This window comes from Mycobacterium kyorinense (assembly GCF_001672775.1).
GTDB lineage: Bacteria > Actinomycetota > Actinomycetes > Mycobacteriales > Mycobacteriaceae > Mycobacterium > Mycobacterium kyorinense_A.
On record NZ_LZKJ01000108.1, the window covers coordinates 20,125 to 32,540 of the forward strand.

A 12,416-nucleotide genomic window follows, 5' to 3' on the forward strand; every position below is an offset into this window, starting at 1 on the left:
GGATGTGGCGATGACTGCCGACGGAATTGATGGTCGAGGATGCCGGCGGCCTTGTTGACCCTGTTCCCAATGACATCCGAACAGCCGAATCCGGCGCTGCGCTACCTCAGTTTCGCACCGCCGCCCTGCAGCGACTTTTAGCCAGGTTGCCGCGGGACGTGAGGTCTGCCCCATGCTGAACGACACCATCCGCCGGGCCGGCGCCCTAGTCGCGGTAGCGGTCTGCCTGTCGGTGGGGGCCTGCACCACCGTCGTGGACGGGGCGGCTATACGCGCTCCCGGTGGCCCTCCAGCCGGTGCAACCGATGTTTCTCTGCTCGACCCCGGCAACTACCCCACTACGCCGCGCCCCCCATTGGGTGTAGCCGGTAGCCCGTCAGCCGGAGCGATCCTTGAAGCGCAGCGGATGGCCGAATTCGTGATCGACCCTTCCGACGTCAACGCGGCCATCGTCACTGGCCACGCATTCGGGTTTTCGCCCGGTGCCATGGTGCTCAAGTCCGATCCAGGATCGCTCGCCGAGATCATGCCCGGTGAGATCGCCCAGGCTTGCGGCCGACACCACTACATCAACGGTTTTGTCGTGGCTCGCGAGGACACTAACCGCACCGTCCTCTACAACGCCGTCATCCGAATGGCCGACCCCGACTCGGCCGGCGCCGCGACCAGTGACATGGGTGCTGCCGCGCTTGCGCTTCCGACACCGACATCGACCACGGTGCTGCCGATCCCCGACCATCCCGACGCCACCGCCAACAGCTACACCGCGCCTCGCTCGGATGGCCAGCAGTGGAGCACCGTCAAATCTTTCACCGCGCGCGGCCCCTACATCCTCTACCAGCGGGTCGAAACCACGGACGCCCCCGAAGCCGCCGCCGCGCTGGTGGGCACGGCCCTGGACTTACAAGGGCCGTTGATCGACGGATTCAGGCCGAGCGACCCAGCCGAATTTGCTGACCTGCCAAAGGATCCCAGCGGCGTGCTGGCGAAGGCGCTACCCATAGCCGACAAAGACGCCACGGTGTTGTCCAACGGCACATGGGGTCCGCGCGCGGCCGCGCACCTACAGTACGACCCGCTGGGGTCGGCCAAAGCGTTCGCCGATGCCGGGATGGACGCCGCCGTCAGCCCGCTGGATTGGGTCTATCAAACCCGCGACCCCGCGGCAGCCACCGCGCTGGCCGATGCGCTCTACACCGAAGCTCAGCCTATGGGCAAGCCTGCCGAGCCGGTGCCCAACCTCAAAGCCAGCCGCTGCCTGCAATTCGGTGGCAACCAGTCCTACTACTGCGCGGCGGCCGCCGGTCGCTACGCGGTCGAAGTGACCTCTGCTCAACTTCGGGACGCGCACCAACAGATGGCGGCCCAGTACATCCTCCTGGTCGGAAAATAAAGGCTGCCAATGGGATTTAGCGACGGACTGGTTATCGCCGGCTACACGATCGAAACCGAATTGGGGTCAGGTGGGATGGGCACGGTCTACAAGGCCGCCAACTCCGTGCTGCCGCGCAGCGACGCCCTGAAAGTGCTCAGCGTTGAGTACTCCCGCGACCCGCAATTCCGCGCACGATTTCTCCGCGAAGCTGATCTGGCCGCCACCCTCGATCACCCCAACATCGTGACCGTCTATTCCCGCGGTGAAACCGAGGCTGGCCAGCTCTGGATTTCCATGCAATACGTGGCCGGTACCGACGCCGACCGTGAACTACGCGCCGGCGCCATGACGCCCAAGCGGGCAGTCCACATCATCGCCGAAGTTGCCAAAGCGCTGGACTACGCGCACCGTCGCGGCATCATTCACCGCGACGTCAAACCGGCCAACTTCTTGCTTGCCCCGGACGATGAACGAATCTTCCTCGCTGATTTCGGCATCGCGAGAGCCTTCGACGAGTCCGCGCACCTCACCGCAACCGGGATGGTGATGGCGTCGATCGCTTACGCCTCACCAGAAGCCTTGACCGGCATGGACATTGACCACCGCGCCGATATCTACTCGTTGGGTTGCAGCCTGTTTCGACTACTCGCCAACAACAACCCCTACGCCGGCCGCTCCGGTGGGCTAGCCGCAATGGCAGCTGCGCACCTTTCGGAGCCACCGCCGAAGGTCACCGATCTCAGACCAGAGTTGCCCGCAGCCCTCGACGACGTCATCGCCAAAGCGATGGCCAAAGAGCCAGCTGCGCGGTACCAGAAGGCTAGCGAGCTGGCTGCGGCGGCGGCCCAGGCCCTCGAAGACAGCACGGCTGTTATCCCGCGATCCCCGCAGCCTCGGCCGGCTACTTCGCAAACCGGCCCGACTCGCCCACACCCACGTCCGGCATCGCCACCGCCGCCGGCGTTTCACCGCGAGGCGAGCTATCCCACCGGCTTCTTCAGCGGTCCTCAAGGCCCCGCGGGCAGCGGGCCTGCCCACATGCCTCCCGGCCCGCCACCACCGGGCGGTCCCATGATTGGCTCGCCACCGCGAGGCAAAGGGCGAGAACGGCTGCGTCAGCTCGCCTTTCCGGCGGCACTGGCAGCGCTGATCGCCGTAATCGCGGTGGCCGCGCTGATGCTCTGGCCACGCGCCGACCACAAACCGGGCTACCAGGCACAGACCTTCACCCACGCGCATGGCAGCACCGAAATCAGCAAGCAACCCAAAGCTGTTGCCGCCGTGGGGTTCGGCGATGCGGATGCCGTGTTGGCGTTGGGCGAGCAACCCGTCGCTATCGTCACACCCAAGGGCGCGCTGCCGTCCTGGGAACAGGACAAGATCACCGGCTCACCACCGGTGCTCGGTTTCATCGACACCAACGCGATCAAGTCCGCGAAACCCGATGTCGTCATCGCCACCGGTGACATCGACGAGGCCACCTATCAACGATTGAGTGCCATAGCGCCGACGATCACGCGGCCACAAGGCGGTCAACTGTGGAACTGGCAGACCCAACTGCAATGGGTAGGCCGCATCCTTGGTCACGACGCGCGGGCCACCCAGCTGATCAACAGCGTCGGCGCCCAACAAACCGATTTGAAAAACCAGCACGCGAACCTAGTCGGGAAAACCGTGTCCATCGTGAATATTTCAGACTCCGGCGTCACCCAAACACTCACTCCGTCCAACGCCGCCGACTATCTGGACTCACTGGGATTGCGTTACAGCGACACACTGCGCCGCCAACCCAATGACACCAGCTCGGAGCGGCCCGTCACCGACACCAACAAGCTCTACCTGATCAACACCGACTACCTGGTCGTGGTGCGCACCGACCGCGCAGCCGGCGGCGGCGGAGCCGCCGGACTACCTCGCGAATTGGCCGCCTACCGAGGACGGATGGTCATTGCCGACGACCCCGACACAGTCGCCGCCTTGGCCGATCCGGGTGGCTATCTGGCCACCCAGTACCTCGACGGCAAGTTCGTTCCGACCCTCAGTAGCAGTTAAGGGAATCTATCGGAGCTATCCCGGGACGCGCTCGGCGATGCTGCGGGCCAACTCCACTCCGGCGTCGTCAAGATTTGGTTTGCAGACCCGAACGTCGACGACCACGTTGTTGCGGACGGTCAAAGCGTGCTGACACTGGCGATTCGTGGTTGCTGCCGACGGAAGGATCAGAATGTTCGCTATACCCGCCGACTCCGCTACAGCGCCAAGATGCACATGATCGGTCTTGTCGTCGCCGGAGTAGGCCACCGTGACGTCGGTGTCCTGGCAGCCCCGCCATAACGTCAGTTGTATGTCGTAGAAGAACTTCGCGAATTCTGCATCGACGAATGACGCGACGCCCTGAATCACCCGAGCTGTCGGCGCGGCATTCAACGCCTGCCCCGCTAGCCCCGAGTACCCCGACCCTGAGTAGGCCGCCTCCGTCATCGGAGCGACCGCATCGGCGCAGTGGGCCGGTGTCACTGACAATCCCTCGGCCGGTGCCTTCTCGATCGCGCTGGGCTCCATCGTGATGTTGCCGAGTAATTCGCCGATCTCTTCTGGCGACGACAGCAGCCCCGGCAATGCCGCCACGTCAACCGGGGCGGCCGGCACGGCCTTCGAAGGCGAGGGCGGCGCCGTCGGCCTTGTTGATGGCGCCGTTCTCGCAGGCGTCGGGCGCGCGGCAGATGAAGAGTGAGCGGCTGCAGAGTTGGAACCGTCGCTGCTACGGGTGACCACCACCGCAGTAACGAGAACAGCCGCGACAACAGCCGCGGCCGCGACGATCCACCACCGCAGATGTGTTCGCCCACGTGGGGGTCCGGCTGCGCCCGGGGGCGGTATACCTGGCGGATACCAGGGTGGAGGGCCGCTCGGCGGCATCTGAGGACTGCCCCAGTGTGCACCGGGCGGCGGCATCGGGCCGGCACCATGCCAGCCGCCCGCCGCCGGCGGCAGCGGGGGTGGCGGCATTGGCGGCGGCGGCACGGGCCAGCCGCTTGGCGCGTTGGGCCCTCCGCCACCCGGGTCCCGCGGGATGAACGTCGTTGATCCGCCATCGTCGTTAACAGGTTGCGGGGGCCGCTGGCCGGCCTCCCAGGGCATCGTCTCCTCGCCCTCACCGCGCTCGTTGTATCTGCTCATCACGCTTAGCCTGCCTCATTCCCCGGGGACATGATCAAAGAATTCACCGCTCGGATCCAGGTGTGCCGACTCAGACCCGGCGGACCTTTATCCGCCGATTGAGGCACGACGCGACGCGAAGCGGCCTGCGGCTATTTGGCAATTGTGTGCACCCGATATGCAGGACGACAAACGCGGAATCCGAAGGGACAGCGTCGGCTGGAGTCCTTTTGCTAAGCCGCCAAATCGCGGCGCAGACGCGAATTCAACCGGTGCGCGCGAGTCACTTATGATGCAGCGTGTCGGCAGCTGGCACCGCGCTGATGGCAATACGTCCAGCGAGCAGGGCTGGGGCCGAGCGGCATGTCGGCGGAAGGTGGGTTCGGTGGGGTGGCTTAGCGACCGATGGCATGACCTGGCGAACTTTGGAGCCACTGCCTGGCTGGGCCTGGCGCTTTGGGTCATGGCCGCGATTGCGCTTCTGGCGCTGATCTATGTGCGATACCACCTGTCGCGCCTGCGGAGGTTGAGCTTCGAAGACAACCGGCCGCAAGTCACCATGTTCATGGAACCCCATGCGGCCGACTGGCACCTGGTGGAGTTGGTAGTCCGCAATTTCGGCCAGCGAACGGCATACGACGTGCAGTTCCATTTCAGCAACCCACCCACCGTGGCCGAGTATGAAAACGCGTACGAGGGCATGGTCGACATCACCGAACTCCACTTGCCGGAGGAACTGCCGGAGCTGGCCCCGAGCCAGGAATGGCGCACCGTCTGGGATTCCGCGCTCGACCGGCATCAACTGGGCGGCGCGATAGCGTCGCGCTTTGCTGGAACCGCTACTTACTACGACAGCCCGGCGCCGAGCGGGCGCTGGCGCAAATTCAAAGCGCGGCGACGCAAGCCGATCGAAACGAAGATTGTCCTGGACTGGGGCACGCTGCCGCCGGTACAGCGGATCGACCTGATGACGACGCACGACCTGGCCAAGCGCGAGAAGCAAAAGCTCGAGTTGTTGCGCTGCGTGCTGACCTATTTCCAGGTAGCCAGTCAAGAGACCAGACCCGACGACGTGCGCAACGAGATCGACCGGATCAAACACGCGACGCAGGACATCCGGAATCGGTGGCGCAGCAGACAGCTCGAAGAACCCACGGACGTCAGAATGCGGCGGGTCGACGCCGGGCGTCAGGCGAGCCGCGACGGTGAGCCCGACTTAGAGTTGGGCCGCCACCGCAACGAGCTGACATAGCCAAGACCGCGTCGTCGCGGTCCATTTGCCGATGCTGGGTGGGCGTCAGATGGGGATGCACGTACCGATTTCCGGTCTGACCGGCCTGCACTTATGGTGCTAACCAAGGATGGCGGGTCACCCAAGAACGGCTGCTACGGTTACCGTGTGACCAAAGTGGCGAGGAATTACCGTCATAGTTGACGCACCCTGGCGGCGCAGTCGGTGGGTCTGCCGGATGATGGTCTCGCCGCTGCCGGTGGGGTCGCGGGTTGGCTTAAGGAGTCGGCGATGAGCGACGCCGCGCAGGGTTCGCGCGTGGGGTCACAGTTTGGGCGCTATTACCTCAAGCGGCTGCTGGGCCGCGGCGGCATGGGCGAGGTCTACGAGGCCGAGGACACGGTAAAAGAGCGGGTAGTGGCGTTGAAGCTGTTGTCGCCCGCCCTGTGCCAGGACCCCGTATTCCGTGAGCGGCTGCAGCGAGAAGCACGCACTGCTGGGCGGCTGCAGGAACCACATGTGGTGCCGGTACACGACTACGGCGAAATCGATGGGCTGCTCTATCTGGACATGCGCCTGATTCAAGGCACCGACTTGTCAGCAGTGTTGCACGAGTCGGGCGCATTGGCGCCGCCGCGGGCGGTCGCTATTGTGCGCCAGGCCGCTTCTGCGTTAGATGCGGCCCACGCCGCCGGGGTAATACATCGCGATATCAAGCCGGAAAACATTTTGATCACCCGCGACGATTTCGCTTACCTGGTCGATTTCGGAATTGCCAGCGCCACCACCGACGAGAAATTGACCCAAGCGGGTAGCGCGGTGGGGACGTGGAAATACGCTGCGCCGGAACGTTTTACCAACGCTGAGGTGACGCACAGCGTCGACGTGTATGCGTTGGCCTGCGTGCTGCACGAGTGCCTAACCGGCTCGCCGCCGTATCGGGCCGACAGTGCGGGAATGCTGATCACCGCGCATTTGATGGAACCGATCCCGCACCCAAGCCAACTGCAGCCGGGGATTCCGAATGCCTTTGATGAGGTAATTGCGCGTGGTATGGCCAAAGACCCCAAGGACCGCTACACAAGTGCCGGCGAGTTGGCGCAGGCAGCCAATGACGCGCTGAGTGCGCGAGACCAAGACCGTGCCGGTGACATTGTCGAGCGCAGCGAAGAAGCCACGTTGCCGACACAGCAAATCGAGCAAACCACGCTGCCGACACAGCGCCTACACCCGCCGGCCAGTACACCCACTCCCACGCCCCCACCTGGGCCGGTACCGTCCCCTACCCCGCCGCCTGGACGCACGCCATCTCCCACGCCGCCACCCGGGGTCACACCGCATCCGTCGGCCGGCCCGCCCTACCACCATCCCGGCGGCGCCGAACCGCCGCGGCACACACCACCACCGCCGTCAGGCGGTCCCGGCTGGGGTGGCGGGGCCGGCCACGCGGGTCCCGCGCATCCTGCCGGGGACGGGCCGCGGAACGCGCCCACTTTCACGCCGCATGGGAGCGGCGGCTGGCCCGGACATTTTGGTGCAGCGCCGCCGGGCGTGTCGCCGCGTCGCCCTATGCCGCGTAAGCGGAAGCCCAGGCCGCGTCGCGGTGTCATCGCCGCGGTGGTCGTAGTGGCCATCGGCGGCCTACTCCTTTGGTGGCTGCTGCCGTCGGGAGCTACTCCCCCGCCACCTCCTACCGCCGAACCGACATCCTCTCCCCCGACGCCCTCGACGCCGCCGGTGTCGACACCGCCCGCGGCCGAGACCCAAGCGCAGTTGTTCAGCCTGCTACCGCCGGGCTATGCGCCCGGTAGCTGCAACCCGATTCCTCCGCCAAAGGGAGCATTTGCCAAGGTCTCGTGCGGCCCGAACGCCGACCCCGATGGGCCGCCATCGGCAACTTATGCGCTGTTTCCGAATAGAGCCGCGGTCCGCGCCGCTTTTGACAGAATCGTCCGGACATCCGCCACCGTGGACTGCCCCGGGCGAATCCAATCCCCGGGACCCTGGCACCGAAACGCCACCCCCGACCAACCCAGCGGCATGTTGTTATGTGGGACCCACCAAGGCTTCCCCTCGGTGGTATGGACCAATGATGATGCGTTGCTGGTCAGCGTCGTGCAGACGGAACCACAAGGGCCGACTCTCGATCAGCTCTATTCGTGGTGGACATCCCATTCTTGACGCTTGTCGCAGCCTCTCAACGAATGGCGAAGGGGAATGCAATCGCGGTGCATTGCCAACGATCGGGTGGTAGACACAGGGGTGTTAATTTGCGCGGGCGACACCTAGGCTCCAGAGAATGGGCATAATGTGCCAGTGCTTGGATAGCAATCCATCGCAGCGCCGCCGCCGCTGAAGGCGATGAAGATGATAGGGGAGTGAACCGTCTTGAAGATCATTACCACCACCGCAATTGCAGCAGCAGCCATTGCCGCCACGGGTGCCGTCGGCGTCGCCGGCGCATCGTTTGCGTCTGCTGATGAAGCCGCAAACGTCGCAAACACCCAAAGCCTGGGTAGCCAGGCAAAAGTCGTGAACGGCACGAACATTCAAGGCTGGACCGTCAGCGACCTCAAGCCGAGCTCAGACGCCATTTCTTATCCGGTGAACGGTACTTTGTGGGAAGCCACGGCCACCGACGAAGCCATCCAGGGCGGAGCGACGCCCATCGTGTCGAACTTCAACGCCCGTTCGGCAAGTGGTCAGACCTACCGGGTCTTGTACCAGGTCGCGACGCCGCAGGGTGTCAACCCCGCTGGGCTTGCGCAGGGCCAGAAGACCAGCGGCAAAATCTATTTCGACGTCACCGGCGACAGTCCGAACTCCGTGGTGTACACCGACGGTGGCGGCCAGGAGTTAGCGTCGTGGGTGCAATCGCAACCGCAGGGCCGGACGGGTGGCGGCAGCACGGCTTCGGCCGCCGGCAGTTCGACGGCGCCTGCTCAGGCTGGCAACACCGGGGCGACCCCGGCCGGAAACCCGTCGACGCCCCCCGCGAGTGGTAGTCAAGGCACCCCCATCCCAACCGGAAGTCAAGGGGCACCCCCGGCCACCGGTGGCGCGGCGACGCCCGCCGGCAGCCCGGCCGCACCCGGTACAGCAGGTAGCCCGGCCGCACCCGGTACAGCAGGTAGCCCGGCGGCGCCCGGTACGGCCGGCAGCCCGGCGGCACCCGGTACAGCAGGCAGCCCAGAGGCGCCAGCCGCCGGTAGTCCTGAAGCGCCAGCGGCCGGCCAGGCCCCTGGGAGCCAGGGAACCAGCCAGGGAACGCCCGCTACCGGACAGACCCCCGGGGCGCCTGCCACCGGCGGCAGCCCTGACACAGCGGGTGGAGCTCCGGCCAGCCCGACGCCTGGCGCTAGCCAGGCAACGCCGGCCGGTAGCCAGGGGACCTCTGCATCCGCGACCGATCAGGGCGCGAGCTAAAGGCACGCCTCTCTTTCTGGCGACTCGATAAATAGTCCGACCCCTGCGGATCGAATTCCGCAGGGGTCGGTCATTGTGGGCGCCCCGCAGCCACCCCTCGAACCTGCAGCGGGGGCCAGCCTGAATTACGCGGGAACTGGCGCGGCTCGCCGCTCTCGCACGGGGTAACCGTTGCGCTCGGCAAGGGAGCGCAGCTGGCGCAGCGCGAAGGTCCGCGCGCGCCCGGTTTCCGGAACCACGACGCCTGCCCAAAGCCCTTCTATGCCAGGCAGTTCGCAGGCTTCCCGGGCGCACAGCCATCGACGCGGGCAGCCCCGGCAAATTGTCTTGGCCTCGTCATCGGCGGCGGTTGTCCAACGGTCGGGGTCCTGTGTGCATGCACCCAGCGGAAGCTCGTAGAGAGCGGTTGCGGTCATGTGTCTCGTTCCTCCGGTAAGTGCCGCAGTCTCGCGGTCGCTGATTCGGAAGCGTATAGCACAAACCGTAGCGATGCAACAGAAAGCGCTACATGGAATGCTGCGGCTAGTGCTCTGCTTTACAGACGAAGGCAGGACCGTCACGGGCGCGCACCGGCGTCAATCGCAGCTGAGTGGGTCAATGGTCGGCCGCCGGACCGATCGCAGGTCGCCGTGCTATTACTGCAGGTGCAGGGTCTGGCACGGGCGATCCAACCGCGGCCGCTTGCCGCGCCCGGCGGGCCGGGAATCCGGGCCGACGAGGCGCACCGGAAGCGCTGCTGTTTGCGACGGTTTCCACATCGCCGGGCTGTAGCACCGGCACAGTTCGAGCGCCAGAACTGACGGGCACTAACGTGTCGATGTGACTAAGAAACGTAGCTAAGCCATAGCGGACGTCAGCCCGCAACGGTTAAGATCACGGTGGCGGTTGAGCCAACGCCACCGCCAACTCAATCCAAGGAAACGCCTGAGATGACCAACGTCGAGTCGACTGTGGGGCCAGCTCTTTTGATCGTTCACGACGGCGACAAGTCTCATGCGATCGGAGCCGGACGCGGCGTGGTGACGATTGGCAGCAGCCCCCAGGACAGCGTGCGTATCGATGATCAACGGGTCTCCTTGAAAGTGGAGTCAACCGATGGACATTGGCGAGTAGTCGACAACGGGCCTAACGGAATGTTCGTCGACGGTCAGCAGACCAGGTCGGTAACGATCGCGGATAGGACGACGGTCCGCCTGGGCGGTGCCAGCGATGGCAAGACGCTGGTTTTCGAAGTCGTCGTGCCGTCAAAGGGCATCGGCCAGCAACAGCCGCCAAATGAGCCCGAGGACCTCGACGTCACCGGTACCTGGCGGATCGACGACCTGGATCCAGGGGTAGTCCGTGCGGGAGCGGCGGCCGCGGCTCGACGTCGTGAACTCGACATCAGTCAGCGCAGCCTCGCGGCCGACGGGGTCATCAATGCCGGCGCGCTCATCGCTTTTGAAAAGGGCCGTAGCTGGCCGCGCGAGCGGACCCGGGCCAAGCTCGAAGAGGTATTGCGCTGGCCCCCGGGCGCCATCGCCCGGATCCGGGAGGGCGGGTCCGTCCCCGGCGAAGAAGTCACCGAAGTTCTCTCCGGAGACGACCAGGTGCCGTTGATCGCACATGCGGTGATCGCAGCGGTGGACAGCTGCAACCTCGCGATCGCCGCCCTGCCACCGGTCGAGCACCCAGACTTCACCCGCGCGGCAGCACCGATCCTGGCGGACCTGCGTCGGGTCGAGGCGGTTGCCGTCCGCGCCACCCAAATCGGCCGGGTTACGCCGCCGTTGATCAAAGCGCTCAGCACCGTGCGCCACCACTATGACCAGCTGATGATGCTGGGCGCTACGGCGCCCGGCGCCACACTGGGCCAGCGGTTATATGCCGCTCGGCGTCGTGCCAACCTGTCGATAACAGAGACCGCGCAGGCGGCGGGGGTGGCGGAGGACATGATCGTTGCCGCGGAGCGGGAAGAAGCGCTGCCCGCGGCGACGGCAGCGGCGATCGCATCGCTAGTCGACCAGATCAGTTGGCGCTGACCTTCGCTGGGCGGCCAGGAGTGCTGGTCGGGCTCCAGAAATTGTGCGCGGCGGCATGTGGATGGGCCACTAAAATTTTGGCTATGGGTCGACAGATAGCGCTGGACGACCTGCGACATCGGCGATTTCAACGCGGGTGAGCGCGCTCGGCGGGGCGCTACGGGCGGCAGTGTGGCTGCACAACGGCATCTCCGCCATCCAGCGCGTGGACCCAGCCACAACACAGTAGGTTTAGGACGACGTTGCCAGCAGATAGGAGTTGCCGATGGGCGGCGAACCGCGCGCGACGGCAGCGACTCGTGGCGCGTTGTTCTCAGTCGGCGTCGACCGGCAGATGTAAACGAGGAAGACGATGACCAGTCCCTATGCCACGGACCGCACCTCCGGCGACGTCGGCGACGTCGTCGGCGTCGAGGTGACCATCGACGGCATGTTGGTGATTGCCGACCGGCTCGGCCTCGTGGACTTTCCGGTGTCGCTGGCCATCCGACCCAACATCCCCCAACTGGATCTACGTGAGCTCGTCTGGGATCAAGTGCGGCGCGACCTCACCGATCAGGGCGTGCTGGATATCTATGGTGCGCCACACCCCAGCGTCGCGGCCATGGTCGACACCCTCAGCAGGGCAGACCGCACGTTGGAAGCACGGTGGTGGCGCCGAGACGTCAACGACGGCACGATGGTGCGGTTTGTCGTGTGCCGCAAGGGAGAACGCCACGTGGTGGCAGCTCGCGACGGCGACATGCTGGTCTTGCAGTTGGTGGCTCCGCAGGTCGGCTTGGCCGGGATGGTGACCACCGTATTGGGCCCCGCCTCGGCCGCCGATGTCGAACCGCTCACCGGAGTCGCAAGCAAGCTGGCCGAGTGCAGGACCGCAAGCCAAATCGCACAGTACGGCGTAGCGCCCTCCTCGGCGCGGATATACGCGGAGATCATCGCCAACCCCAGCAGCTGGGTGGAGATCACCGCCGGCGAACGCCACCCGGGCGGCACGTCGACGCAAACCGACTTGGCGGCCGGAGTCGCCGACTCACCGCAGGGCAGGGTGGTATCGCTCCCGCGTCGGGTCAACGGCGAGCTGTACGGCAGCTTTCTTCCCGGAACACCAGAAAATCTGCAGCGAGCACTCGACGGTTTGGTCGAATTCCTGCCGTCGGGAAGCTGGTTCGAGCCCACCCCGGCCGAGTACTCGTAATAAGACTCA

General features: G+C 65.5%; 10 protein-coding genes. 7 read left to right on the forward strand and 3 right to left on the reverse strand.

Features of this window, described 5'->3' with window-relative positions; genetic code table 11:
- Positions 1–172: 172 nt before the first annotated feature.
- Together A5707_RS11275 and A5707_RS11280 are read left to right on the forward strand one after the other, a co-directional pair.
- Positions 173–1,393 (forward strand): DUF7373 family lipoprotein, encoded by a 1,221-nt coding sequence (locus A5707_RS11275; RefSeq protein WP_065014557.1) that lies wholly within the window; start codon positions 173–175, stop codon positions 1,391–1,393.
- A gap of 9 nt (positions 1,394–1,402) precedes the next feature.
- A complete protein-coding gene (locus A5707_RS11280; protein WP_065014558.1) occupies positions 1,403–3,427 on the forward strand; it encodes a serine/threonine-protein kinase in 2,025 nt (674 codons plus the stop codon).
- A gap of 15 nt (positions 3,428–3,442) precedes the next feature.
- On the opposite strand, the gene A5707_RS24125 is transcribed toward A5707_RS11280, so the two are convergent.
- On the reverse strand, positions 3,443–4,024 hold the full coding sequence (locus A5707_RS24125) for a sensor domain-containing protein (protein WP_065014559.1): 582 nt from the start codon (positions 4,022–4,024) through the stop codon (positions 3,443–3,445).
- Between the two features lie 895 nt (positions 4,025–4,919).
- Here A5707_RS24125 and A5707_RS11290 point away from each other — a divergent pair.
- Together A5707_RS11290 and A5707_RS11295 are read left to right on the forward strand one after the other, a co-directional pair.
- Positions 4,920–5,786 carry a hypothetical protein gene (locus A5707_RS11290; protein ID WP_082969412.1) on the forward strand — a complete coding sequence of 289 codons (867 nt, stop codon included), beginning with the start codon at positions 4,920–4,922 and terminating at the stop codon, positions 5,784–5,786.
- A gap of 270 nt (positions 5,787–6,056) precedes the next feature.
- Positions 6,057–7,946: a serine/threonine-protein kinase gene (locus A5707_RS11295; protein WP_065014560.1), complete on the forward strand. Its 1,890-nt coding sequence runs from the start codon at positions 6,057–6,059 to the stop codon at positions 7,944–7,946.
- Positions 7,947–8,050: 104 nt separating this feature from the next.
- Here the strand turns inward: A5707_RS11295 and A5707_RS24465 are convergent, their stop codons facing one another.
- Positions 8,051–8,314, reverse strand: a complete 264-nt coding sequence (locus A5707_RS24465; protein ID WP_232000699.1) for a hypothetical protein — start codon at positions 8,312–8,314, stop codon at positions 8,051–8,053.
- On the opposite strand from A5707_RS24465, the gene A5707_RS23250 reads away from it, so the two are divergent.
- Positions 8,298–9,191: a DUF1942 domain-containing protein gene (locus tag A5707_RS23250; RefSeq protein ID WP_232000700.1), complete on the forward strand. Its 894-nt coding sequence runs from the start codon at positions 8,298–8,300 to the stop codon at positions 9,189–9,191. The two genes, A5707_RS24465 and A5707_RS23250, sit on opposite strands and share 17 nt — an antisense overlap.
- A gap of 125 nt (positions 9,192–9,316) precedes the next feature.
- Here the strand turns inward: A5707_RS23250 and A5707_RS23255 are convergent, their stop codons facing one another.
- On the reverse strand, positions 9,317–9,607 hold the full coding sequence (locus tag A5707_RS23255; protein WP_082969402.1) for a WhiB family transcriptional regulator: 291 nt from the start codon (positions 9,605–9,607) through the stop codon (positions 9,317–9,319).
- A 513-nt stretch (positions 9,608–10,120) separates the two neighbouring features.
- On the opposite strand from A5707_RS23255, the gene A5707_RS11300 reads away from it, so the two are divergent.
- Together A5707_RS11300 and A5707_RS11305 are read left to right on the forward strand one after the other, a co-directional pair.
- Entirely contained in the window at positions 10,121–11,212 is a 1,092-nt protein-coding gene (locus A5707_RS11300; protein ID WP_065014561.1) for an FHA domain-containing protein, read from the forward strand.
- Positions 11,213–11,564: 352 nt separating this feature from the next.
- Complete coding sequence (locus tag A5707_RS11305; RefSeq protein WP_065014562.1) at positions 11,565–12,407, forward strand: ESX secretion-associated protein EspG; 843 nt, start codon at positions 11,565–11,567, stop codon at positions 12,405–12,407.
- The last annotated feature ends 9 nt before the right edge of the window (positions 12,408–12,416 follow it).